The 24,365-nt window shown below is 71.1% G+C and carries 19 protein-coding genes; 17 read left to right on the top strand and 2 right to left on the bottom strand.

Annotated elements, in window-relative coordinates:
• Positions 1–28: 28 nt before the first annotated feature.
• Together ACIQD6_RS18610 and ACIQD6_RS18605 are read left to right on the top strand one after the other, a co-directional pair.
• Positions 29–1,054: a FecCD family ABC transporter permease gene (locus ACIQD6_RS18610; RefSeq protein WP_401883832.1), complete on the top strand. Its 1,026-nt coding sequence runs from the start codon at positions 29–31 to the stop codon at positions 1,052–1,054.
• 247 nt (positions 1,055–1,301) lie between these two features.
• Positions 1,302–2,129: an ABC transporter ATP-binding protein gene (locus tag ACIQD6_RS18605; RefSeq protein ID WP_401883775.1), complete on the top strand. Its 828-nt coding sequence runs from the start codon at positions 1,302–1,304 to the stop codon at positions 2,127–2,129.
• 45 nt (positions 2,130–2,174) lie between these two features.
• Here the strand turns inward: ACIQD6_RS18605 and ACIQD6_RS18600 are convergent, their stop codons facing one another.
• Entirely contained in the window at positions 2,175–2,522 is a 348-nt protein-coding gene (locus ACIQD6_RS18600; protein ID WP_401883773.1) for an SCP2 sterol-binding domain-containing protein, read from the bottom strand.
• A 54-nt stretch (positions 2,523–2,576) separates the two neighbouring features.
• Between ACIQD6_RS18600 and ACIQD6_RS18595 the strand changes: the two genes are divergently transcribed.
• The 6 genes from ACIQD6_RS18595 to ACIQD6_RS18570 all read left to right on the top strand — a co-directional run bounded on the left by ACIQD6_RS18595 (position 2,577) and on the right by ACIQD6_RS18570 (position 9,379).
• On the top strand, positions 2,577–2,987 hold the full coding sequence (locus tag ACIQD6_RS18595) for a hypothetical protein (RefSeq protein WP_401883830.1): 411 nt from the start codon (positions 2,577–2,579) through the stop codon (positions 2,985–2,987).
• A gap of 49 nt (positions 2,988–3,036) precedes the next feature.
• The gene (locus tag ACIQD6_RS18590; protein WP_401883771.1) at positions 3,037–3,852 is read left to right on the top strand and encodes a TlyA family RNA methyltransferase; all 816 of its coding nucleotides are present in this window, start codon (positions 3,037–3,039) and stop codon (positions 3,850–3,852) included.
• Positions 3,853–3,992: 140 nt separating this feature from the next.
• Positions 3,993–4,916, top strand: coding sequence for an NAD kinase (locus ACIQD6_RS18585; protein ID WP_401883828.1), 924 nt, complete (start codon positions 3,993–3,995; stop codon positions 4,914–4,916).
• A 212-nt stretch (positions 4,917–5,128) separates the two neighbouring features.
• Positions 5,129–6,874: a DNA repair protein RecN gene (gene recN, locus ACIQD6_RS18580; protein ID WP_401883769.1), complete on the top strand. Its 1,746-nt coding sequence runs from the start codon at positions 5,129–5,131 to the stop codon at positions 6,872–6,874.
• Between the two features lie 480 nt (positions 6,875–7,354).
• The gene (locus tag ACIQD6_RS18575; protein WP_401883767.1) at positions 7,355–8,164 is read left to right on the top strand and encodes a hypothetical protein; all 810 of its coding nucleotides are present in this window, start codon (positions 7,355–7,357) and stop codon (positions 8,162–8,164) included.
• Between the two features lie 120 nt (positions 8,165–8,284).
• The gene (locus tag ACIQD6_RS18570) at positions 8,285–9,379 is read left to right on the top strand and encodes a glycosyltransferase family 4 protein (protein WP_401883765.1); all 1,095 of its coding nucleotides are present in this window, start codon (positions 8,285–8,287) and stop codon (positions 9,377–9,379) included.
• Between the two features lie 159 nt (positions 9,380–9,538).
• Here ACIQD6_RS18570 and ACIQD6_RS18565 read toward each other — a convergent pair whose 3' ends face one another.
• On the bottom strand, positions 9,539–11,350 hold the full coding sequence (locus tag ACIQD6_RS18565; RefSeq protein ID WP_401883827.1) for a glycoside hydrolase family 15 protein: 1,812 nt from the start codon (positions 11,348–11,350) through the stop codon (positions 9,539–9,541).
• 701 nt (positions 11,351–12,051) lie between these two features.
• Here ACIQD6_RS18565 and ACIQD6_RS18560 point away from each other — a divergent pair.
• The 9 genes from ACIQD6_RS18560 (at position 12,052) to ACIQD6_RS18520 (ending at position 24,261) form a co-directional block, all read left to right on the top strand.
• On the top strand, positions 12,052–13,761 hold the full coding sequence (locus ACIQD6_RS18560) for a CTP synthase (RefSeq protein ID WP_401883764.1): 1,710 nt from the start codon (positions 12,052–12,054) through the stop codon (positions 13,759–13,761).
• Positions 13,762–13,858: 97 nt separating this feature from the next.
• Positions 13,859–14,485 (top strand): NUDIX domain-containing protein, encoded by a 627-nt coding sequence (locus ACIQD6_RS18555; protein WP_401883762.1) that lies wholly within the window; start codon positions 13,859–13,861, stop codon positions 14,483–14,485.
• Positions 14,486–15,575: 1,090 nt separating this feature from the next.
• Positions 15,576–17,753, top strand: a complete 2,178-nt coding sequence (locus ACIQD6_RS18550) for a tetratricopeptide repeat protein (protein ID WP_401883826.1) — start codon at positions 15,576–15,578, stop codon at positions 17,751–17,753.
• Positions 17,754–17,897: 144 nt separating this feature from the next.
• Positions 17,898–19,013 (top strand): alanine dehydrogenase, encoded by a 1,116-nt coding sequence (gene ald / locus ACIQD6_RS18545; RefSeq protein ID WP_401883760.1) that lies wholly within the window; start codon positions 17,898–17,900, stop codon positions 19,011–19,013.
• Positions 19,014–19,395: 382 nt separating this feature from the next.
• Positions 19,396–20,535: a ParA family protein gene (locus ACIQD6_RS18540; RefSeq protein ID WP_401883758.1), complete on the top strand. Its 1,140-nt coding sequence runs from the start codon at positions 19,396–19,398 to the stop codon at positions 20,533–20,535.
• Positions 20,532–21,164 (top strand): hypothetical protein, encoded by a 633-nt coding sequence (locus ACIQD6_RS18535; RefSeq protein WP_401883824.1) that lies wholly within the window; start codon positions 20,532–20,534, stop codon positions 21,162–21,164. The genes ACIQD6_RS18540 and ACIQD6_RS18535 overlap by 4 nt, the downstream gene beginning before the upstream one ends.
• A gap of 495 nt (positions 21,165–21,659) precedes the next feature.
• On the top strand, positions 21,660–22,397 hold the full coding sequence (locus ACIQD6_RS18530; RefSeq protein WP_401883823.1) for a segregation and condensation protein A: 738 nt from the start codon (positions 21,660–21,662) through the stop codon (positions 22,395–22,397).
• A complete protein-coding gene (gene scpB / locus ACIQD6_RS18525; protein ID WP_401883756.1) occupies positions 22,394–23,059 on the top strand; it encodes an SMC-Scp complex subunit ScpB in 666 nt (221 codons plus the stop codon). The genes ACIQD6_RS18530 and scpB overlap by 4 nt, the downstream gene beginning before the upstream one ends.
• The gene (locus tag ACIQD6_RS18520) at positions 23,059–24,261 is read left to right on the top strand and encodes a pseudouridine synthase (RefSeq protein ID WP_401883754.1); all 1,203 of its coding nucleotides are present in this window, start codon (positions 23,059–23,061) and stop codon (positions 24,259–24,261) included. Before scpB ends, ACIQD6_RS18520 begins: the two co-directional genes overlap by 1 nt.
• Positions 24,262–24,365 lie beyond the last annotated feature (104 nt).

Here is a 24,365-nt window from a genome sequence, read left to right as displayed (position 1 = left end):
CTCCTCTCGCCCCTCCCGCACCGCGACACTGGCGATCCGTACGCCCGGTGGGCTCTCCGCACGGATCGACAACCGATCCGCCCTCGTCGTACTGCTGCTCATGGGCGCCGCGCTGGCGGCCGGAGTCGCGCTCATCGGCAGCGGCGACTATCCGATGTCTCCTGGCGATGTCCTCGCGACCCTGGCCGGAACCGGTAACCCCGGACAGGAGTTCATCGTCCAGGAACTGCGGCTGCCGCGTGCCCTGGCGGGGCTGCTCGTCGGCGCGGCGCTCGGCGTCGGTGGCGCGGTCTTCCAGGCCCTCACCCGCAACCCGCTCGGCAGTCCCGATGTGATCGGTTTCGGGCAGGGCGCGACCGTCGGCGCGCTGAGTGTGATCGTCCTCTTCCACGGCGGCGCGCTCGCCGTCGCGGGCGGCGCGATCGTCGGCGGCGCGGTGACCGGGGCCGGGGTCTATCTGCTGGCCTGGAAGCGCGGTGTGCACGGCTACCGCCTGGTACTTATCGGTATCGGCGCGGCCGCGATGCTCACCGCCGCCAACCACTTTCTGCTCACCAAGGCCGATCTGGTCGACGCGACCCGGGCCGTGCTCTGGATGACCGGCTCACTGGACGGGCGCGACTGGGCGCAGGTCTGGCCACTGCTGGTGGCCTGCGGGGTACTCGTACCGCTGGTGCTCGGGTACGGCCGGCCGCTGCGCATGCTGGAGATGGGCGACGACTCGGCGTACGCGCTCGGGGTGCGGGTCGAACGGACCAGGGTGGTTCTGCTGGGGAGCGCCGTACTGCTCGTCGCGGTGGCGACCGCCGCCGCGGGACCCATCTCCTTCGTGGCACTGAGCGCGCCTCAACTGGCCCGCCGGCTGAGCCGTTCGCCGGGACCGAACATCGGCCCGGCCGCCGCCATGGGCGCGGTGCTGCTGCTGGTCGCCGACTGGATCGCCACTACGGCCTTCGGTGATCGTGAACTGCCCGTCGGTGTGGTGACAGGTGTGGTCGGCGGCTGCTATCTGCTGTGGCTCCTGGTCACCGAACGCAAGGCGGGACGCATATGAAGGCGCATCCGAAGCGGCCCGTGAGGCACGACAAGGACGGGACCGCGCCCCAGCGGAACGTGAACGAGCCGCAGATGGACGGGACATGGACGGGACACGGATGAACCCCGCGGACACCAGCCACACTGGGCACACCAAAGACACCAGGCACACCAAAGACACCAGGCACACCGGGCACGCCAGGCCCACAGGTCGCACCGAAGCCGCCAGGCCCACCGAAAACACCAGGGACACCAGGAGTACGAGCATGCAGCGCCTCACCGCGGAATCGGTGACCCTCGGCTACGACCAGCGAGTCATCACCCGTGAGCTGTCGGTGGAGATCCCCGACCAGTCGTTCACGGTGATCGTCGGCCCCAACGCCTGCGGCAAGTCGACCTTGCTGCGCGCGCTCTCCAGGATGCTCAAGCCCTCCGGCGGGCGGGTCATGCTGGACGGGGCCGCCATCCACTCGATGCCCGCGAAGAAGGTCGCCAGGACCCTCGGTCTGCTGCCGCAGTCGTCCATCGCCCCCGACGGCATCACGGTCGCCGACCTGGTCGCGCGCGGACGCTATCCGCACCAGGGGCTGTTGCGTCAGTGGTCGCCGGAGGACGAACGAATAGTCGAGGAATCGATGGCGGCGACCGGCGTCGGTGAGCTCGCAGATCGCTATGTCGACGAATTGTCCGGCGGTCAGCGCCAGCGGGTCTGGATCGCCATGGCCCTCGCCCAGCAGACGCCGCTGCTGCTCCTGGACGAGCCCACCACGTACCTCGACATCCAGCACCAGATCGATGTGCTGGACCTCTGTGCCGAACTGCACGAGACACAGGGCCGGACCCTGGTAGCCGTCCTGCACGACCTCAACCACGCGGCTCGTTACGCCACCCACCTCATCGCCATGCGCGACGGTGCGATCGTGGCGGAGGGCGCGCCGGCGGACGTGGTCACGGCGGAGCGGGTGGAAGAGGTGTTCGGGCTGCGCTGCCAGGTCATCGACGACCCGGAGACCGGTACGCCCCTGGTGGTGCCGGCGGGCCGCCGGGCGCGGCAGGCGGCCGCAGCCCCCGTGCCCGTACTGTCGGAGGAGTGAGAGCGGAAGCTCACGCCGCGCCCCGGCCGATCAGGCCGGACAGGCCTAGAGCAGCGACCTCAGACGCATCAGGTCACGGAATCCCGCCTCCAGTCTGACCCGGCCCGATCCCCAGGCGCGGGCGAAGTTCAGCTCGCCCTCGACCATCGCGACCAGGTCGTCACCGGCCATGGCCAGCCCGATCTGCGCCTTCTCCGGGGGCGGTCCGGCCACGGTGTCCGCCACCTCGATCCGGCCGTCCACCAGGCGTCCGGTGAACGTGAGGTCGAGATCCGTGATGTGGCAGCTGAGTGAACGGTTGAACCCGGCCGCGGTGCGGACCTTGCCGTCCGCCTGAGCCAGATTGTCCGAGAGCTTCTCGAGTGCGCTGCGGCACTCTTCCTTCGTCGCCATCGTGATCGACGGTACCCCAGGGCTTCGCGGTAGCGTCTGGGCATGAGCGACTCGATGGCGGGCCCGGCCACGCAGGAGCCCGCGCAGGAACAGGGACAGGTTCACGAGCGGGAGCCGGCCCGGGCCACCGGACAGGCCACGGCCCAGGCCGCCGGACACGTCCCTGGGCGGACCTCCGGGGAAGGACCCGGGCGGGCCCCCGAGACGGCCCGCCCGGACTCCTCCTCGTACGATCCGGCGGCGCCCCGGCCCCTCGGTGTGGAACGCGCCCCGACCGGCAACGCCGAGGTGGACGCGAGACTGGCGCGGCTCGCCGACGCCGACCACCTCACTGCGGACGGCCATGTCGAGGTGTACGAGGATGTACACCGGGGGTTGCGCGACGCGCTGACCGGGCTCGACGCACGGCCGACACCTCAGGGACCTCCTGGGCCTCAGGGACTTCAAGGGCCTCGGGGCACGTGACGACACCCCCGCCGACTTCTCGCGTACGAACACAGGAGCTGAACCGAACGTGGCTGGACTGGCACGCCTCCGCCTCGATGCCGAGCTGGTACGCCGTAATCTCGCGCGCTCGCGTGAGCACGCGAGCCAGCTGATCGCCGCGGGCCGGGTGACCGTCGGCGGCACCACCGCGACCAAGCCCGCCACCCAGGTCGAGAAGAGCGCCGCCGTCGTCGTCAAGGCGGACGACGGCGACCCCGACTACGTCTCGCGCGGCGGACACAAACTCGCGGGCGCACTGGCCGCCTTCACACCTCTCGGCCTGGAGGTGACCGGCCGTCGGGCGCTCGACGCGGGCGCTTCCACCGGCGGTTTCACGGACGTCCTGCTGCGGGCCGGCGTCGGCCACGTGGTCGCGGTGGACGTCGGATACGGACAACTCGCCTGGTCTCTTCAGAGCGATGAACGCGTCACCGTCAAGGACCGTACGAACGTACGTGAGTTGACGCTCGAGGCGATCGAAGGGGAGCCAGTGGATCTCATCGTCGGGGATCTGTCGTTCATTCCGCTCGGGTTGGTGATGCCGGCGCTGGCGCGCTGCGCCGCGCCCGACGCCGATCTCGTACTGATGGTCAAGCCCCAGTTCGAGGTCGGCAAGGAGCGGTTGGGCAGCGGAGGCGTCGTACGCAGCCCGGAGCTGCGCGCGGAAGCCGTACGGACCGTGGCGCGGCGGGCGGGTGAACTCGGCCTGGGCGTAAGGGGCGTCACCGCCAGTCCGCTGCCCGGACCCTCCGGGAATGTCGAGTACTTTCTGTGGCTCCGCGCCGGAGCACCCGAGCTGGATCCGGCCGATGTCGATCGTGCAGTGGCGGAGGGACCCCGTTGACCACAAAGACCACGCAGGCCGCGGAGAACAAGCGGCCGGCGGAGAACAAGCAGGCCGCGGAGACCGGACCCGGCAGAGAGACCGGACCGGACTCAGCGGCCGAACCGAGCAATGAAACGGAACTGCGCGCGGAAACGGAACTGAGTACGGATACGGAACGAATCGCGAACGCGGACCGCACCGTCTTCCTGCTCGCCCACACCGGCAGACCAGCCGCGATCCGCAGCGCAGAACTCGTCGTGAACGGGCTGCTGCGCAGCGGGCTCGGCGTACGGGTCCTGGCCGCCGAGGCGGTCGATCTGCCGCTGCCACCGTCCGTCGAGACGGTCGCCGACGCCACACCCGACGCGCTCGACAGCTGCGAACTGCTGATCGTGCTCGGCGGGGACGGCACGCTGCTGCGCGGCGCCGCGTTCGCGCGGGCCTCGGGCGTCCCCATGCTCGGGGTCAACCTGGGCAGGGTCGGCTTCCTCGCCGAGGCGGAACGGGACGATCTGGACAAGGTCGTCGACCGGGTCGTCACTCGTGCGTATGAGGTCGAGGAGCGCATGACCATCGACGTCGTCGTGCACAGCAACGGCGATGTCGTCCACAAGGACTGGGCGCTCAACGAAGCGGCCGTGCAGAAGGTCTCGCCCGAACGGATGCTTGAAGTCGTCCTGGAGATCGACGGCCGGCCCGTCACCGGATTCGGCTGCGACGGCATCGTCTGCGCGACTCCGACCGGTTCGACGGCGTACGCCTTCTCGGCCGGAGGGCCGGTGGTCTGGCCGGAGGTCGAGGCGCTGCTGATGGTGCCGATCAGCGCCCACGCGCTCTTCGCCAAGCCGCTGGTGACCTCGCCGACCACGGTGCTCGCGGTGGAAGTGCAGCCGCAGACCCCGAGCGGGGTGCTGTGGTGCGACGGGCGCAGGACCATCGAGCTGCCTCCGGGAGCGCGCGTGGAGGTACGGCGCGGAGCCGTTCCCGTACGGCTGGCGCGGCTGCATCACGCGTCGTTCACCGACCGGCTGGTGGCCAAGTTCGCGCTGCCGGTGTCCGGCTGGCGAGGAGCGCCGCACTGAGAGGACATCGCTGATCCGGGCTGTCTCCGGGCCCTGTCCGGACCGTCTCCGGGTTTTTTCGGGCAGCCGGTTCCGGGGGATTCCGTACGTACGTTCACACGGAGGGCGCCCGGAGACTGCCGGAACGGCCCGGACACCGCTCGGACACGGCCCGGTCGCGGGAACCGGAGGGTGGGGTCCGTCGCACGGCGGGCCCGGGACCTCGTATGGTCATGACCGTGTTGGAGGAGATGCGGATACGGTCGCTCGGGGTCATCGACGACGCGGTCGTGGAGCTGTCACCCGGCTTCACGGCGGTAACCGGTGAGACGGGCGCCGGTAAGACCATGGTCGTCACCAGTCTGGGACTGCTGCTCGGCGGACGTGCCGATCCCGCCCTGGTGCGGATCGGTGCCAAGTCGGCGGTCGTGGAGGGACGGATCACCCTGGCCGCCGGTGATCCGGCGGCCGTACGGGCGGAGGAGGCAGGGGCCGAGCTGGACGACGGAGCGCTGCTCATCAGCAGAACCGTCTCCGCCGAGGGGCGCTCACGCGCCCATATCGGCGGGCGTTCGGTGCCGGTGGGCGTACTGGCCGAGCTGGCGGACGATCTGGTCGCCGTGCACGGCCAGACCGACCAGCAGGGGCTGCTGCGGCCCGCGCGGCAGCGGAAGGCCCTCGACCGGTACGCGGGAGACGCCGTCGCCGTGCCCCATACCGCGTACGAGGCCGCCTACCGCAGACTGCGGGCCGTCGCCACGGAACTCGACACCCTGACCACGCGGGCGCGCGAGCGGGCGCAGGAAGCCGATCTGCTGCGTTTCGGACTGGACGAGGTCGCCGCCGTCGAGCCGCGGGCGGGGGAGGACACCGAACTCGCCGCCGAGGCCGAACGCCTCGGCCACGCGGAAGCGCTCGCCTCCGCCGCCGCCGTCGCGCACGCGGCGCTCGTCGGCAACCCCGAGGACCAGGAGGGCGTCGACGCGACGACGCTCGTCGCGGGCGCGGGGCGTGCGCTGGAGGCCGTACGGTCCCACGACCCGGCGCTCGCCGGGCTCGCGGAACGGACCGGGGAGATCTCCATCCTGCTCGCCGACGTGGCCGGCGAACTCGCCGGATACGCCGACGACCTGGACGCCGATCCGCTGCGGCTGGCCGCGGTGGAGGAACGGCGGGCCGCACTCACCACGCTGACCCGTAAGTACGGCGAGGACATCGCCGCCGTCCTGGCCTGGTCGGAGGAGAGCGCGGCACGGCTGACCGAGCTGGAGAGCGACGACGACCGGATCGGCGAGCTGACGGCCGAGCGGGACGGCCTGCGGTCCGAACTCTCCGCCCTCGCCCAGGCCCTGACCGACGCCCGTACGGAAGCCGCGGCGCGTTTCGCCGAAGCCGTCACGGCGGAGCTGGCCTCGCTGGCCATGCCGCACGCACGCGTCTCGTTCGACATCCGCCAGACCGAGTCCGCCGACGAGGCGGCCGGTGTCGAGGTGGGTGGGCGCTCCGTGGTGTACGGGCCGCACGGCGTGGACGAGGTCGAACTGCTGCTCGCTCCCCACCCGGGCGCCCAGCCCCGTCCCATCGCCAAGGGCGCGTCGGGAGGTGAGCTGTCGCGCGTGATGCTCGCCGTGGAGGTGGTCTTCGCGGGGTCCGACCCGGTGCCGACGTACCTCTTCGACGAGGTGGACGCGGGCGTCGGCGGCAAGGCGGCGGTCGAGGTCGGCCGACGCCTCGCGAAGCTCGCCAAGTCCGCGCAAGTGGTGGTCGTGACGCACCTGCCCCAGGTCGCGGCCTTCGCCGACCGCCAGCTGCTGGTCGAGAAGACGGTCGACGGCTCGGTGACGCGCTCGGGTGTGACGGTCCTGGAGGGGGAGGACCGGGTACGGGAGTTGTCGCGGATGCTGGCCGGGCAGGAGGACTCGGAGACGGCACGTGCGCATGCGGAGGAACTGCTGGAGACGGCCCGAGGCGCGAATTAGCCGTCCGGCTGGGGGCGTGGTGCGGGTGTGGTGCCGGTGCGTGGTTCGGTGCGGGTTGTTGCCGGGTGCCGCTCCGGGGGCATGTCCTGCACTGCATGATTTACGCCGCGTGCGGCTCGGTTCTTCGTGTGACGGCTCGTGAGCGGCACAAATCACGCTTTACGTTCCGGACACGACCCCTGCGCGGCCCCCTTCACCGCCCGCCACAGACCACCCGCGCGCGCCGGGGCGGGTACCCCCACCGGGCCGCGGACGGGGAACCGGCGGGAGGGGGTCGGGGTCGCAGGAGGTGACGTGGCCGGACGTAAAGCGTGATTTGTGCCGCACACCGGCCCGCACCCGAAAAGCACACCCGCACGCGGCGTAAATCATGCAGTCCGGACATGCGCCTCCGGAGGCCCCGGGCGCCGCACCCACCACACACCGCACCCACCACACACCGCACCCGCACCCCCGCCGGACAGGTCCTAGGGTGATCGCATGGCAGCAAAGAGCCGCAGAACCGCCGCGTTCGCCACCGCCCTTGGCACCACTCGCGCCGTGTACGAGGCGCTCCGCAGGCGCACGCCGGGGGAGCCCGCACGCTGGTCGCGCACCAATTACGCCGGGCGCACGCTCAGTTTGTACGCCGGTCCCGCGACCACCCTCGGTGCCGCCGCCGGTGCGGCCGTCGCCGCAGTTCCCGCCATGCCCCGGAGGACCCGGGGCGCCGCCGCCCTGGCTGTGCTCGCCGCCGGTGCCTGCGGGGCGTACGACGACCGGGCGGGAGCCGGTGACTCGCGCCGGGGCTTCCGCGCGCATCTGACCGCGTTGCGCCACGGCGAGGTCACCAGCGGCGCGGTGAAGCTGTTCGGTGTCGGTGCCGCCGCCCTGGCCACCGGTGCGTTGATGAAGGAGCGGCCGGTCGACCGGCTCCTGGCCGGGGTGGTGATCGCGGGCGGCGCGCACTGCGTCAATCTGCTGGACGTACGCCCGGGAAGGGCCTGCGTCGGAGTGCTCGCCCTGGGCACTCCGGGGCTGTTGCGCGGCGGTACGGCAGGGGCCCTGGCCGCCGTACCGGTCGGCGCGGCGGCCGCTGTCGTCGTGGACGACCTCGGTGAGCGCACCATGCTCGGCGACGCCGGCGCGCACGCGCTCGGCGCGGCCCTCGGGATCGCGGTCGTGGCGGGCAACGGCCGCGCCGGGTTGGCCATACACGCACTGGGAGCCGTCGCCGCGACGGCGTACGGTGACAGGATCGGCCGCTCGACGACGGGGCGGATCGGTTCGAGCATTCACCCATGTGAGTGATCCAGGGTACGGAGTTGAGGCGTCGGTCGCGAGAACGGCGCCTCCGCGGTGCCGGAACGTGCGTACGGACTGGCATCCTTGGCGCAGTCCCCGAAATCCCGATCCAGGAGCCTTGACCACGTGACACAACTGCGTACGGTCCAGGTGCTGGGCGGAGGCAGTGCGGGCAGCAGCGCGCACGTCCGATCGTTGGCGGCGGGTCTGGTCGCCCGGGGAGTGCGTGTGACGGTGTGCGCTCCCGCCGAACTCGACCGCGTCTACGACTTCCAGGGGACCGGGGCGAGCCATGTCCCGGTGCCCCGGCGTACCGATCCCGCGGCTGTCGCGGCGCTGCGGGCCGCCTGCGCCGGCGTGGACGTGGTGCACGCGCACGGGCTGCACGCCGCCGTACGGGCCGCCGTCGCGCTCGCCGGGCAGCACGTACCGCTGGTCGTCACCTGGCACACCCGCACGCATGTGGGAGGGCCGCGCGGTCAGTTGCTGGGGCTGCTGGAGCGAAGGGCCGTACGCGCGGCGGCGGTTGTGCTCGGCACCTCGTCGGAGCTGGTCGACCGGGCCCGTGGCCGGGGCGCGCGCGACGCCCGCCTCGCGCCGATCGCGCTCCCCGTACCCGACCGTCCGGCCGCCGATCCGGAGAACAAGACGCGGGCCGAACTCGGCGCGGTCGAGCGTCCGTTGCTGATGGCCGTCGGAAACCTCCTGCCGGATCAGGGGCTCGACACTCTGCTGGACGCCGCCAGGACCTGGCGCGGCCTCGATCCCACGCCGCTGCTCACCATCGTGGGCGAAGGCCGGGAGCGCGCCAGGCTCCAACGTCGCATCGAGAACGCCGAGTTGCCCGTACGGCTCATCGGCCGCCGGGACGACATCAGCGATCTCCTGGCGGCAGCCGACATCGCTCTCCTGCCCAGTCGCCGGGAGGCCCGCTCCGTCCTCGCGCAGGAGGCACTGCGGCTCGGCGTGCCCCTGGTGGCCACGGCGGTCGGCGGGATCCCCGAACTCGTCGGCGACGCGGCCGAACTCGTACCGTACGGCGACGCGGCGTCCCTCTCGGACGCGGTGACGCGCCTTCTCGCCGATCCGGAACGCCGCGTGCGCCTCGCCACGGCCGGCCGGGCCCAGGCGGCGACCTGGCCGACGGAGGACGAGACCATCGCCCAGGTGCTGTGCGTGTACGACGAGTTGACCCAGCCGCGGCGCCTGCGCCGACCGTAGGTCCTGTCCTGTCCTGTCCGGTTCGCCTCGGCCACCGTACGGGCGCGTCCTCGGCACGGATACGGGAAGGGGCCCGGACGACGGCGTGCACCGCCTTCGTCCGAGCCCCGAGCCCGATCACCGGACCCTGATCACCGAGCCCCGATCACTGTGTGGCCGTCAGCCGCCGTACGCCCCCGAGGCCGTCAGCCGCAGCGCCGTGTCGATCAGCGGCACATGGCTGAACGCCTGCGGGAAGTTGCCGACCTGCCGCTGCAAGCGCGGATCCCACTCCTCCGCCAGCAGCCCCAGGTCGTTCCTCAGCGACAGCAGCTTCTCGAACAGCTTCCGCGCCTCGTCGACCCGCCCGATCATCGCCAGGTCGTCGGCCAGCCAGAACGAGCACGCCAGGAAGGCGCCTTCCTCGCCGGCCAGGCCGTCGACATTGGTGTCGTCCTCGCTCGAGGTCGGGTAGCGCAGTACGAAACCGTCCTCCGTGGACAGCTCCCGCTGGATCGCCTCGATCGTGCCGATGACCCGCTTGTCGTCCGGCGGCAGGAAGCCCATCTGCGGGATGAGCAGCAGCGACGCGTCCAGCTCCTTGGAGCCGTACGACTGCGTGAAGGTGTTCCGCTCCTTGTCGTAACCCTTCTCGCAGACATCGTGGTGGATGTCGTCGCGCATCTCGCGCCAGCGCTCCAGCGGCCCGTCGACGTCCCCGGACTCGATCAGCTTGATCGTCCGGTCGACCGCGACCCAGGCCATCACCTTGGAGTGCACGAAGTGCCTGCGCGGTCCGCGCACCTCCCAGATGCCCTCGTCCGGCTGGTCCCAGTGCTTCTCCAGGTAGCGGATCAGCTTGAGCTGGAGCACCGACGCGTAGTCGTTGCGGGCCAGGCCCGTCATGTGCGCCAGGTGGAGCGCCTCGGTGACCTCGCCGTACACATCCAGCTGGAGCTGGTGCGCGGCACCGTTGCCGACCCGGACCGGGCCGGAGTTCTCGTAGCCGGGCAGCCAGTCCAGCTCCGCCTCGCCGAGCTCGCGCTCGCCGGCGATGCCGTACATGATCTGGAGGTTCTCCGGGTCACCGGCGACGGCGCGCAGCAGCCACTCGCGCCAGGCGCGGGCCTCCTCGCGGTAGCCGGTGCGCAGGAGCGACGAGAGCGTGATCGCGGCGTCGCGCAGCCAGGTGTAGCGGTAGTCCCAGTTCCGTACGCCGCCGATTTCCTCCGGCAGCGAGGTCGTGGGCGCGGCCACGATGCCGCCTGTCGGGGCGTACGTCAGGGCCTTGAGCGTGATCAGCGAACGGATCACGGCCTCGCGGTACGGGCCGTGGTACGTGCAGTGCTCGACCCACTCGCGCCAGAAGTCGGAGGTCGCCTCCAGCGAGCCCTCGGGGTCGGGCAGCGCGGGCGGCTGCCGGTGCGAGGGCTGCCAGCTGATGGTGAAGGCGATCCGGTCGCCGGGAGCCACCGTGAAGTCGGAGTACGTGGTGAGGTCCTCGCCGTACGTGTCCGCGTCGGTGTCCAGCCAGACCGAGTCCGGTCCGGCCACGGCGACCGTGCGGTTGTCCACCTTGTGGACCCACGGCACGACCCGCCCGTAGCTGAAGCGCATCCGCAGCGCGGACCGCATCGGAACCCGGCCGCTGATGCCCTCCACGATCCGGATCACTTGCGGGGCCCCGTCACGCGGTGGCATGAAATCGGTCACTCTGACCGTGCCGCGTGGTGTGTCCCACTCGGATTCCAGAATCAGCGAATCTCCGCGATACCGGCGGCGAGTGGCCTGCGGCGGCTCGGCGCCCGCGGCGTGCGCGGGTCCCAGCCTCCAGAAACCATGCTCGTCGGTACCCAGCAGAGCCGCGAACACGGCATGCGAGTCGAAGCGGGGCAGGCACAGCCAGTCGACTGTGCCGTCCCGGCAGACCAGGGCAGCGGTCTGCATATCTCCGATAAGTGCGTAATCCTCGATGCGCCCGGCCACGTGCATCTCCAGTCGAACGGCCATGTTCGCCCCGTGGGGCGCTTACTGCGGTCAAGGGTCGTTGACGAGCTCATTTTCCGGGAAATCGGGCGGTGATGGTGCCGTTTGCCGGCCGGACTCGGCAGCGAATGTCCGAGCAGGATACGACGCACGTAGGAGTTCCGCGCCACGGTTCGAGGAACGCCGGTGTGCCGAATGGGTGGGCCAAGGGTGACTCCGGCGGAAAAAGCGTGACTCGTGTGAAAGTGGTGATGACGCCTGAGCTGATACCCGGGCGCCGCCCGGTAATGCCACCCCCGCCTGTCCCGTATTGCCGCTGAGTCCGTCACATCGCTGATTCCCGGCCTGCGGGGCGATATTCGGCCAATTCCCGGCGGGCGCCGAGAGGTGGCCGTCCGGCGCCCGCCCGACGCTCCTCCGATGCCCGGACGATGCCCGTCCGACACCTGCTCGATGCCTGCCCGGAGCCCGTCCGATGCCCGTCCGATGCCTGTTCCGAGCCCGCGCCGATGCCCGTCCGGGGCCCGGGCCGGTGTCCTGGCCGGAAGAACCCTCTCCGTGGCGCTGATACCCTGGTAGCCCGTGGACCGGTGGACTCCTTGCAAGACAACGGGGCCCCGAAGCCGCAGCGACGGCAGTCCCTTCGCCTCCAGGCAGGGACACCGGTACGCACCTCGAACCGCGACCACGGGAGCCCCCTCTTGGCCATGCCGATCCGATCCTCGACATCCTCCTCGACGACCAAGCACCTCTTCGTCACCGGGGGTGTCGCATCCTCCCTCGGCAAGGGCCTGACCGCCTCCAGCCTCGGTGCGCTGCTCAAGGCGCGTGGGCTGCGGGTCACCATGCAGAAGCTCGACCCGTATCTGAACGTCGACCCCGGCACGATGAACCCGTTCCAGCACGGTGAGGTGTTCGTCACCAACGACGGCGCCGAGACCGACCTGGACATCGGGCACTACGAGCGGTTCCTCGATGTGGACCTCGACGGTTCCGCCAATGTCACGACCGGCCAGGTCTACTCGCAGGTCATCGCCAAGGAACGGCGCGGCGAGTACCTGGGCGACACGGTCCAGGTGATTCCGCACATCACCAACGAGATCAAGCACCGCATCCGGCGGATGGCGACCGACGACGTCGATGTCGTCATCACCGAGGTCGGAGGCACGGTGGGCGACATCGAGTCGCTGCCGTTCCTGGAGACCGTCCGCCAGGTGCGCCACGAGGTCGGCCGCGACAACGTCTTCGTCGTGCACATCTCCCTGCTGCCGTACATCGGTCCGTCCGGCGAGCTGAAGACCAAGCCGACCCAGCACTCGGTCGCGGCCCTGCGGAACATCGGTATCCAGCCGGACGCCATCGTGCTGCGCGCCGACCGTGAGGTGCCGCTCTCCATCAAGCGCAAGATCTCGCTGATGTGCGACGTCGACGAGGCCGCCGTGGTGGCCTGTGTGGACGCCAAGTCGATCTACGACATCCCGAAGGTGCTGCACACCGAGGGCCTGGACGCCTACGTCGTACGCAAGCTGGACCTGCCGTTCCGCGATGTCGACTGGACGATCTGGGACGACCTGCTGGACCGCGTCCACAACCCCGACCACGAGGTCACCATCGCGCTGGTCGGCAAGTACATCGACCTGCCGGACGCCTATCTGTCCGTGACCGAGGCGATCCGCGCGGGCGGCTTCGCCAACCGGGCGCGCGTCAAGGTCAAGTGGGTCACCTCGGACGACTGCAAGACACAGGCCGACGCGGCGAAGCAGCTGGCCGACGTCGACGGGATCCTGATCCCCGGCGGCTTCGGCGAGCGCGGCGTGACCGGCAAGGTCGGCGCGATCCAGTACGCCCGCGAGAACAAGGTCCCGCTGCTCGGTATCTGCCTGGGCCTCCAGTGCATCGTCATCGAGGCCGCGCGCAACGTCGTCGGGATCCCCGAGGCCAACTCCACCGAGTTCGACTCCGGGACCTCGCACCCGGTGATCTCCACGATGGAGGAGCAGCTCGCCTACGTGGAGGGCGCCGGTGACCTCGGCGGCACGATGCGGCTCGGTCTCTGCCCGGCGAAGCTCGCCGAGGGCTCGATCGTGCGCGAGGTCTACGACGACCAGCCGTACGTCGAGGAGCGCCACCGCCACCGCTACGAGGTCAACAACTCCTACCGCGCGGAGCTGGAGAAGAAGGCCGGTCTGGTCTTCTCGGGCACGTCCCCCGACAACAAGCTCGTCGAGTACGTCGAGTACCCGCGCTCCACGCACCCGTACCTGGTCGCCACCCAGGCGCACCCGGAACTGCGTTCCCGGCCGACCCGCCCGCACCCGCTGTTCGCGGGGCTGGTGAAGGCCGCGGTGGAGCGACAGCAGGACGAGCGGCGGGGCGAGCCGTCGGCCTCGGCGGAGCCGGTGGCCGCGAAGTCTTGAGCGTCGTCTTAAGCGATACGGTGGAGCCGGGGTACGGGTCTTTCGGGACCGGTACCCCGGTTTCCGCTTGTGTGCCGCTGTGTGGGAGGACGCTTTCATGGTCATCAAGGACGCCCCCGAGGAGTGGCGGGTCACCGCGACCACGACGCCCTTCCGCGGAAACAAGACGAGTGTCCGCACGGACCAGGTGGTCATGCCCGACGGCTCGGTGGTGGCGCGCGATTATCAGGTCCACCCCGGATCCGTGGCGATCCTCGCGCTGGACGACGCGGGCAAGGTCCTCGTACTGCGCCAGTACCGGCACCCCGTACGCCAGAAGCTCTGGGAGATCCCGGCCGGCCTGCTCGACGTGCCGGGCGAGAACCCGCTGCACGCCGCGCAGCGCGAGCTGTACGAGGAGGCGCACGTCAAGGCCGAGGACTGGCGGGTGCTGACGGACGTCTACACGACCCCGGGCGGCTGCGACGAGGCGGTACGGGTCTTCCTCGCCCGCGATCTGTCGTCGGCGGAGGGTGAGCGCTTCGAGGTCTCCGAGGAGGAGGCGGACATGGAGCTGGCCCGGGTCGAGCTGGCGGAACTGGTACGGGGCGTGCTCGCCGGTGAACTGCACAACAACTGCCTGACCGTGGGCGTGCTCGCACTCACCGCGGCGCTGGCGGGTGACGGCGTCGATGCGCTCCGCCCGGCGGAGGCACCCTGGCCCGCACGTCCGTTCGAGTCCTGAGTCGTCGGCCGGTCTCGATCGCCCGATCTCTCGATCTCCTGATCGCTTGGCGACCGGCGCTGATCGTCGTCCGATCTGACGATATGGCTGATCCGGTTGAGGGATTTACCGGCCGCGCTTCACCTCTTTCGTGGCAGAGGCCGAACTACGCTCGAAGCGCCCGCGCGGAGACCCGCCGGGCTCGGCTCGTGCGCAGGCGGACGGAGCGTGGCCCGTGACGGATCAGGCGACGGATCAGACGGTGGATGTGAACGGCCTCGACCGTGCGTGCGCGACGGGGAAGAGCGTTGGTCCCACCGACGGCGCGGAGCCAACTGCCGCAGGGGTGACAGAATCTGACGGGCCGTCGGGCGGACGGAGCGACCGCTCCGAGGCTGCCGCGACGCAGCCGCCGGCGGGGGGTACGAAGGCTTCCGGGACCGCGACATCCGTCAGGACTTCCGAGTCTTCCGAGACGAAAGGTACGACCCGGGTGAACGCCCCGGAGGGGCCCGAGGACGCCACCGGTCCGGCGCCGGACCGCGTGACGGAGAGCTGCGACGCGGGCGCCGGGCAGGCCGGTCCTGTCGTGGCCGAGTCCGAGCCCCCTTCCGGCACCGAATCCGGTTCCGATTCCGGTTCCGGCACCGAGTCCGGTTCCGATTCCGGTTCCGGGCCCGGCGGCGCCGGAGTTGAGCCGGTCGGCAGCCAGGCCGATCCCGTCGGCGGCGAGGCGGACCTGGGCAGTGCCGAGGTCCGCCTCGGGCTTGTCGAGGCCGCTTCGGCCGACGGCCAGGCGGATCAGGACGGCAGCGGGGCCGGTGCGGGCATCGGCGAACAGACCGGTACCGGCGCAGGCCAGGCCCGTACGGCTGCCGGTGACCTCGGTCCCGGCGGTGGAGAGACCCCCGGACCCGCCGGCCTGGGCGCGGGGAGCGCTCCGGCGGCCCCGGCCCGGCCCGCCGGGCCGGCACCCACGCGGCCCTCGGGCCCGCCTCGTACACGGCCCGCCGGGCCGACGCGCACACAGCACGGTGCGCCGGGCGGCCGGCCGTCGCACCGGCGGACGCGGCCCGCCCACGACGGGTGGTTCTTCGGGCGGCAGCGGGAACTGAAGGCGCTGCACGGAGACATCGAGCGCGCCGGGCTCAACACGATCTCCGGGCGCAAGGAGCCCCGCGCGCGGGTGCTGCTGGTCGCCGGGCGCCCCGGGTCCGGGCGTACCGCGCTCGCCGAGGAACTGGCGGGGCGGCTGCGCGGCGGCTATCCGGACGGTGTCGTACGGGCCGGGCTGACCGAGGCCGGGGGAGAGCCGGTGCCCACCGAGCGGACCGCCCGCGAGATCCTCGACGCGTTCGAGGTGCCCACACCCCCCGGCGCGGACGAGGACGAGCTGTGCGAGATGGTGCGCGAGACGCTGGCCGTACGGCGGGTGCTGCTGCTCCTCGATGACGCCGGAGACGCGGAACAGGTCGATCCACTGGTGCCCGACAACCCCGAATGCCTGGTGGTCGCGGTCGCGCAGGGCCCTCTCACCGGGATCCCCGACGTCCGGCCGTGCACGCTCGGCGGGATGGACACGAAGGCCGCCATCGAACTGCTCGGCCGTTTCACCGGCGAGGTCAGGATCACCGTCGACCCGCAGGCGGCCGAGTCCCTCGTCGAGGAGTGCGGCGGCCAGCCCGCCGCGATCGTGCTGGCCGGCGGCTGGCTCGCGGCGCGTCCGATGGCCTCGGTGGCCGACATGACCAAGCAGCTGCGCGCCCTGCCGCACGACCCCGAGCGGCCCGTCGGGGACCGGGCGCTCGCCCGCGCCTTCCGGCTCGTGTACGAGTCCCTGCCGCAGTCGGCCGCCCGGATGCTGCGACTGCTCGCCCTCGCGCCCGCCGGATACACCGACGCCCACACCGCGTCCGCGCTGGCCGGCTGCTCGGTGACGGACGCCACCACCATGCTGGACGACTTCACCGCTCTGGGACTGCTCCGGGTGGCCGACGACCGGGCCGCGAAAGGTCACGCCCCGGATCAGCGGACGCCGGACGTCCGTACCCCGGATCTCCGTACCCCGTACAACCGGGGCGCGGACCAGCCAGTCTCGGAGCAGTGGACCTCGGATCAGCCGGCCTCGGATCACCTGGTCCCGGATCACTGGTTCCTGGACGACCAGGTCGAGGTGGATCCGGCCGCGGACGGTCAGTACGCCCTGCCCGGCTGTCTGGTCCCGCTGCTGCACGCCCTCCTGAGGGAGAAGGACCGGCCGGCCGAAGTGCAGCTGGCCCGCGCGCGGATGCTGGAGCGGACCGTACGGCTGCTCCAGTCCTGCCGGGCCGTCACCGAGCCCGAGGGCTCCCCGGCCCGTACGAGGCTGGCCGGGCTGCCGCGCGCGCTGCGTTTCCCGGACACCGAGGCCGCGGCCGAGTGGCTGCGGTCGCGGCAGCCCGCTCTGCTGGCGTCCGCGCGGCTCGCGGTCGCCGACGGTGAGCTGGACACCCTGGCCCGCCGGCTGGTGGCCGCGCTGGTCCGGGCGCTGGCCGTGCACCGGGGCGCCGAGGCCGCGGCGCCCGAGCTGTACGGGCTCCACCAGCTGGTCCTCGACATCGCCGAGCGGCGCGAACTGTTCCGCGAGCAGGCCGCCGCGCTGCTGAACATCGGCGATCTGGACGCCCGGAACGGCCGTACCCGTGCCGCGCTCACCCGCTACCGCGCCGCGCTCGACGCGGGACGGTCCGCGAACGACCTCTACGCCACCGGCCGCGCGATGGAATCCGTGGGCGGCGCCTATCAGGATCTCCAGGACTGGACGCGGGCCGCCGACTGGTACGGAAGGGCGCTCTCCCAGCGGCTCAGCCGGGGCGAGAAGGCCGACGAGGCGAGGCTGTACGGCCGCCTCGGCACCGTCCACACCTATGCGGGCCGCTACGGGGAGGCGCTGCGCAACTGGCGGGCCGCCACCGCGGTGTACCGGCGGTTGCGCGATCTTCCGGGACAGGCGCGGGCCCTGAGTGAGGCGGCCCGGGTCCAGGAGTACGCGGGCCGGCCGCAGGAGTCGCTGCGTACCTGCCGGGAGGCGGTGGAGTGGGCACGGCTCGCCGGTGACGTACGTCTCCAGGCCGCTCTCGAACTCCGGGCCGCGGACACGCTGGACCGGCTCGGCGAACCGACGGCGGCCAGGCTGCACCGCGTCGCGGCCGACCTGCTCCTCGGGACGGAGGAAGGGGAGGGGGCCGTGGGAACAGAGGGATCAGAGGGTTCTGCCTGTGAAATCCGTAGCGCTTCGACTAGTGATTGACGCTTTGCAAGGCTAGACAGCGAGAAATCCTTCATTAGACTGGCTCCGCCGCATCTTCTTGCGGTGTCGACCCGTGCGTCCGTCACGTTCGGGTTCGTGTGGATGTGCCCGAGAAAATCCCTGAGCCAAGGACCGTGATCTGCCGTGCTGGTCGGAATCCCCCGTGAGGTCAAGAACAACGAGTTCCGGGTGGCCATCACCCCCGCCGGTGTGCATGAGCTGGTGCGCCATGGCCACGAGGTCGTCATCGAGCGGGACGCCGGTGTCGGCTCCTCGATCGCGGACGCCGAGTACGTCGCCGCCGGTGCGCGGATCCTGCCCACCGCCGACGAGGTCTGGGCCGTCGCCGACCTGCTGCTGAAGGTCAAGGAGCCGGTCGCCGAGGAGTACCACCGGCTGCGCAAGGACCAGACGCTCTTCACCTACCTCCACCTCGCCGCGTCCCGCGCCTGCACCGACGCCCTGCTGGAGTCGGGCACCACCGCCATCGCGTACGAGACGGTCGAGACCGCGAACCGCGCGCTGCCGCTGCTCGCTCCGATGTCCGAGGTCGCGGGCCGGCTGGCGCCGCAGGTCGGCGCGTACCACCTGATGCGCTCCGTCGGTGGCCGTGGCGTGCTGCCGGGCGGCGTCCCGGGTACGGCGGCCGGCCGGGCCGTCGTCATCGGCGGCGGGGTCTCGGGCTGGAACGCCACGCAGATCGCCGTCGGCATGGGCTTCCATGTGACGCTGCTCGACCGTGACAACGGCAAGCTGCGCGAGGCCGACAGGATCTTCGGCACGAAGGTGCAGACCATTGCCTCCAACGCCTTCGAACTGGAGAAGGCGCTCGTCGACGCGGACCTCGTCATCGGGGCCGTACTCATCCCCGGAGCGAAGGCGCCGAAGCTCGTCACCAACGAGCTTGTCGCCAAGATGAAGCCAGGAAGTGTACTTGTCGACATTGCGATTGATCAGGGTGGTTGCTTCGAGGATTCGCACCCGACGACGCACGCCGAGCCGACCTTCCGGGTGCACGACTCGGTCTTCTACTGCGTCGCCAACATGCCGGGCGCCGTGCCGAACACCTCGACGTACGCCCTGACCAACGCCACGCTGCCGTACATCGTGGAGCTGGCGAACCGTGGCTGGGTCGAGGCGCTGCGCCGGGACCCCGCGCTCGCCAGGGGGCTCAACACCCATGACGGCCAGGTGATTTACCGCGAGGTCGCCGAGGCGCACGGGCTGGATCACACCGAATTGGGCGCCCTCCTGGGCTGATGTGTCACAGGGCATCGTCAACATCGCGCCAACGGCCGGATCTTGCTCAGCGAGGTTCGGCCGTACGCGTGTGAGGCCGCCTCGGAAGCGCCGTTCAACACGCCTTGAACGTAACGCTTTCAACCGTTTCGCGCGCCTGCGAAACATGCGTGCCACGCCTTGGTGAGAGGCTTGTGCGCCCTTGACAGAGAGGTGTTCGGTTGCCGACACATCGGACCGGGTCCGGCGGATTGTGTTGCTGCGAAGTGGTGACACGCCATAGAGTCGCCCATCGTCGGCATGGTGCCACGCTGACCTATCGATAAGTTTCCTGGTCCCGTCCAAGGAGGTAAGACGACTTGTGAATGAGTCGACATTTACTCCCGGGGGTGGTCAACCAGGAATGCCTGCGAGGGGCCAGAGCCCGTCGTCCGGGTTCGAGGCTGTCGGCTCCGTAGCTGTCCGCACCTTCGCCACGCACCAGCACATGACGACAGCCCCGCACATGACGACAGCCCACCAGATGATGGACGGCCAACACGTGAACGCCATGGCCGGCAGCGAGGGTGGCCGAGAGTCCACTCCATTCGCCGACTACGACGAAGTGCCCGAGGGGCACTTCTACGACCCCGACGCCGAGTACGAGCCCGACCCCGAGTACGCGGCCACCCTCGCCCCCGACGCCGCTCGTCAGCGTCGCGAGCGGATCGGCCCCACCGGGCGTCCTCTGCCGTACTTCCCTATCCCGGGCCCGCTCACCGACCACGGCCCCGCGAAGATCATCGCGATGTGCAACCAGAAGGGCGGCGTGGGCAAGACGACGTCGACCATCAATCTGGGTGCCGCGCTCGCGGAGTACGGACGGCGTGTGCTGCTCGTCGACTTCGACCCGCAGGGTGCCCTGTCGGTCGGTCTCGGCGTGAATCCGATGGAACTGGACCTCACCGTCTACAACCTGCTCATGGAGCGGGGCATGGCGGCCGACGAGGTTCTCCTGAAGACGGCCGTGCCCAACATGGACCTGCTGCCGAGCAACATCGATCTCTCGGCCGCCGAGGTGCAGTTGGTGAGCGAGGTCGCGCGCGAGTCCACGCTCCAGCGCGCCCTGAAGCCGCTGCTCCAGGACTACGACTACATCGTGATCGACTGTCAGCCGTCGCTCGGTCTGCTGACCGTGAACGCGCTGACCGCCGCGCACAAGGTGATCGTCCCGCTGGAGTGCGAGTTCTTCGCGCTGCGCGGGGTGGCCCTGCTGACGGAGACCATCGAGAAGGTCCAGGAGCGGCTCAACCCGGAACTGGAGCTCGACGGCATCCTCGCCACGATGTACGACTCCCGTACGGTGCACAGCCGGGAGGTCCTCGCGCGCGTCGTCGAGGCCTTCGACGATCACGTCTACCACACGGTGATCGGCCGGACCGTGCGCTTCCCGGAGACCACGGTCGCCGGTGAGCCGATCACGACGTACGCCTCGAACTCCGTCGGCGCCGCCGCGTATCGCCAGCTCGCCAGGGAGGTGCTCGCCCGGTGTCACGCCGAGTGAGTCTGCCCGGGGCCGACGAGCTGTTCCGTACGACCGGGGGTATGGGGCTCCAGTCCTCGACGCCCGCGGACCGGCGCCGGAACGCCAACGGCGAACCCCGGGTGCCGGCGCCGGCGGGGGAGAGCGATCCGGCGGGCGACGGCGCGGCGGGTCCGGCCGGCTCCGGGACCGCCCCGGCTCCCGCGGAGGAACACACCTCCGCGGGACCGGACACGGCCCAGTCGCCCCGGAGCCGTACCGCGGGCGCGGAGCAGGCGGCCGCGTCGGTGAAGGGCCGCAGGCCGCCGGAAGCGGGATCCCAGGGGGCTGCGGGGCCTTCGGGCCAGGCGGCGGGCCAGGCGTCCCCCGGCGGACCGCAGGGCGGGCAACAGGGCGGCCAGCAGCGCCGCCGGGGGCGCGGTGCCAACCGCCGTCCCAGCGGGCGCGAACGGCACGACGAGAAGATCACGGTCTATGTCTCGGCCGAGGAACTGATGGACCTGGAACACGCACGGCTGGTACTGCGCGGTGAGCACGGTCTCGCCGTGGACCGCGGGCGGATCGTCCGCGAGGCGGTCGCGGTCGTCCTGGCGGACCTCGAATCACGCGGCGACGCGAGCATTCTCGTACGGCGCCTGCGCGGGCGCTGAGGGTAGCCTGCGCGGGCCGCCCCTCCGCTCCCCGGCCCCAGGACCCCGATGCCCCCGCCCCCGGACTCCACCCGCCCCCCGCGCCGCTCCTTGGGCGGCGGCCCGGGGGTACCGAAGCCCGCGCCGTCCGGGCCGTCCGGGGCCGCGGAGGCCCTGCCGGAGCCCGGCCGAGCGGGTGCCCTGCCCCCGGACGGTTCCGATACGGGCCCCGGCGAGGCGTACGAGCCGGGAGCCGGGGGGCCGGAGACCGAGGCCCGGACCGTTGGGACACCGGACGCTGAGGCACCGCCCGGCGGGACACCGGACGCCGATGCGCCCGCCGTCGAGGAAGCGACCTCGGAGGAACCGACCTCAGAGGAAGCGATCTCAGAGGAAGCGACCTCGGATGAAGCGGCCGTCGGCGAAGCGGCCGTCGACGAACGGCGGTTCACCGTACGGCTCGTGAACTTCGAAGGGCCCTTCGACCTGCTCCTGCAGCTCATCTCGAAGCACAAGATGGATGTCACCGAGGTCGCGCTGTCCAAGGTCACCGACGAGTTCATGGCGCACATCCGGGCCATGGGGCCGGAGTGGGACCTCGACCAGACCACCGAGTTCCTGGTCGTCGCGGCGACCCTGCTCGATCTGAAGGCCGCCCGGCTGCTGCCCGCCGCCGAGGTGGAGGACGAAGGCGATCTCGCGCTGCTCGAAGCACGGGACCTGCTCTTCGCCCGGCTCCTCCAGTACCGCGCGTACAAGCGGATCGCGGAGATCTTCAGCACGCGCCTGGACTCCGAGGCCCGGCGCTACCCCCGTACCGTCGGGCTCGAACCCCACCACGCCGAGCTGCTCCCCGAGGTCGTGATCAGCATCGGTCCGGAGGGCTTCGCCGGGCTCGCCGTGAAGGCGATGCAGCCGAAACCCAGGCCACAGGTGTACGTCGATCACATCCACGCGCCGCTCGTGTCCGTACGGGAACAGGCCGCGCTCGTCGTCGCCCGGCTGAGGGAGTGCGGAGAGGCCAGTTTCCAGGCGCTCACCGAGGACGCCCCCGACACCCTCACCGTCGTGGCGCGCTTCCTGGCTCTGCTGGAGCTCTACCGGGAGCGGGCCGTCACCCTTGACCAGGAAGAGGCTCTGGGGTCGCTCATGGTCCGCTGGACGGGCGGGGACAGCGACGCCGAGCCGGCCGTGACGGACGAGTTCGACCGTGAACCCGGCCACACCGACGAGACCAGTGAGGAGAAGGCGTGAGGGAGCAGGAGCGGGAGCAGGAGTACGAGCGGAGTACGGGTACGGTCGCGGAGCTGGACCTCAAACCCGCCCTGGAAGCGGTCCTCATGGTCGTCGACGAGCCCGCGACCGAGCAGCATCTGGCCAAGGTCCTCGACCGCCCCGTCCGGGCCGTCGCCGAGGCGCTGCGTGAGCTGGCCGACGAGTACACCGTCCAGCGCCGGGGCTTCGAGCTGCGGCTGATCGCGGGCGGCTGGCGGTTCTACTCCCGGCCCGCGTACGCCGAGGCCGTCGAGGGGTTCGTACTGGACGGCCAGCACGCGCGGCTCACCCAGGCCGCGCTGGAGACCCTCGCGGTGGTCGCGTACCGCCAGCCGGTGAGCCGTTCGCGGGTCTCCGCCGTGCGCGGAGTGAACTGTGACGGCGTCATGCGCACCCTCCTCCAGCGGGGGCTGGTGGAGGACGCGGGCGCGGAACCCGAAACAGGTGCGATCCTGTACAGGACGACGAACTACTTTCTGGAGCGGATGGGCCTGCGTGGCCTGGACGAGCTCCCGGAGCTCGCGCCCTTCCTCCCCGAGGCGGACGCCATCGAGTCCGAGACGCTGGAAGGTGTGCCGTCGTTCGATGTGGACGCACCGTACGCCCCAGAAACTCACGCAGACGACAAGACGGATCTTTAATGCGAAGCAACGGCAGGAACAGCGGAAGCGGCAACCGGAACAGCGGAGGCGGGAGCGGCGGCAACCGGGACAACCGGGGTGCCGACGGCGGGCGTGACGACCAGCCGAAGCGTCCGTCCCGCCCCCGTCCCGAGGAGCGCCGTTACGATGTCGGCCGCTCGGGTGCCACCGGTGGTTCCGGCGCGTCCGGTGCGCCCGGTGGTTCGCGCCGTTCCGGCGGGCCCGGCGGCTCGGGCGGCGGCTCGGGCTCGGGCGGTTCCGGCGGCGGCGACCGTCAGGGCGGCGGCGCGCGTGGCGCGGCGGCCCGCGGCGGTGCCAAGGGCGGCCCCAAGCCCTCGCAGAGCGGCGGCGGCCGTGGCCCGCGCCGTGGCGCTCCGGCCCGCCCGCGCGAGCTGGACGCCAAGATCGAGCAGCGCAACCGCGACCGGTACGCCGACAAGCCCGCGATCACGACCCCCCGTACCAACCTGGGCGCGGAGCAGGAGGGCGAGCGGCTCCAGAAGGTGCTCGCCCGCGCCGGCATGGGTTCGCGCCGCGCCTGCGAGGAGCTGATCGAGCAGGCCCGCGTCGAGGTCAACGGCGAGATCGTGCTGGAGCAGGGGCTGCGCGTCGACCCGGAGAGGGACGAGATCAAGGTCGACGGGCTGACCGTCGCCACCCAGTCGTACCTCTTCTTCGCGCTGAACAAGCCGGCCGGTGTCGTCTCCACGATGGGGGACCCCGACGGCCGGCAGAACCTCGGTGACTACGTCACCAACCGTGAGACGCGGCTCTTCCACGTCGGCCGGCTCGACACGGAGACCGAGGGCATCATCCTGCTCACCAACCACGGCGAGCTGGCCCACCGCCTCACGCACCCCCGGTACGGAGTCAAGAAGATCTACCTCGCCGCGATCCAGGGCCCGCTCCCGCGTGATCTCGGCAAGCGGCTCAAGGACGGCATCCAGCTGGAGGACGGCTACGCGAAGGCCGACCACTTCCGGGTCGTCGAGAACACCGGCAAGAACTACCTGGTCGAGGTCACCCTCCACGAGGGCCGCAAGCACATCGTGCGCCGCATGCTCGCCGAGGCCGGCTTCCCGGTCGAGCGGCTGGTCCGGACGTCCTTCGGACCGATCCCGCTGGGCGACCAGAAGTCCGGCTGGCTGCGCCGCCTCACCAACACCGAGGTCGGCATGCTGATGAAGGAAGTGGGGCTGTAAGCCCCCCTGACAGCCGCCCCTGAGGACGGTCCTTGACGACCGTGCCTGACAACCGTCCCTGAATGGACCGGTGTTGCCGGTGTTGCCCATGGTGGCACCGGTGA

The sequence above is a fragment of the Streptomyces sp. NPDC088400 genome (assembly GCF_044753355.1).
Taxonomy (GTDB): domain Bacteria; phylum Actinomycetota; class Actinomycetes; order Streptomycetales; family Streptomycetaceae; genus Streptomyces.
The sequence above is the reverse complement of the archived record's forward strand: the minus strand, read 5'-3'. Positions and strand labels throughout refer to the sequence as shown.

Bases quoted from the DNA above. Each gene is read 5' to 3' on its own strand.
- ACIQD6_RS18520 (WP_401883754.1), top strand. From the start codon at position 23,059: ATGCGAAGCAACGGCAGGAACAGCGGAAGCGGCAACCGGAACAGCGGA.
- ACIQD6_RS18540 (WP_401883758.1), top strand. From the start codon at position 19,396: ATGCCTGCGAGGGGCCAGAGCCCGTCGTCCGGGTTCGAGGCTGTCGGC.
- ACIQD6_RS18600 (WP_401883773.1), bottom strand. From the start codon at position 2,522: ATGGCGACGAAGGAAGAGTGCCGCAGCGCACTCGAGAAGCTCTCGGAC.
- ACIQD6_RS18560 (WP_401883764.1), top strand. From the start codon at position 12,052: ATGCCGATCCGATCCTCGACATCCTCCTCGACGACCAAGCACCTCTTC.
- ACIQD6_RS18595 (WP_401883830.1), top strand. From the start codon at position 2,577: ATGGCGGGCCCGGCCACGCAGGAGCCCGCGCAGGAACAGGGACAGGTT.
- ACIQD6_RS18530 (WP_401883823.1), top strand. From the start codon at position 21,660: ATGGATGTCACCGAGGTCGCGCTGTCCAAGGTCACCGACGAGTTCATG.
- ACIQD6_RS18575 (WP_401883767.1), top strand. From the start codon at position 7,355: ATGGCAGCAAAGAGCCGCAGAACCGCCGCGTTCGCCACCGCCCTTGGC.
- ACIQD6_RS18565 (WP_401883827.1), bottom strand. From the start codon at position 11,350: ATGCACGTGGCCGGGCGCATCGAGGATTACGCACTTATCGGAGATATG.
- ACIQD6_RS18605 (WP_401883775.1), top strand. From the start codon at position 1,302: ATGCAGCGCCTCACCGCGGAATCGGTGACCCTCGGCTACGACCAGCGA.
- ACIQD6_RS18555 (WP_401883762.1), top strand. From the start codon at position 13,859: ATGGTCATCAAGGACGCCCCCGAGGAGTGGCGGGTCACCGCGACCACG.
- recN (WP_401883769.1), top strand. From the start codon at position 5,129: ATGACCGTGTTGGAGGAGATGCGGATACGGTCGCTCGGGGTCATCGAC.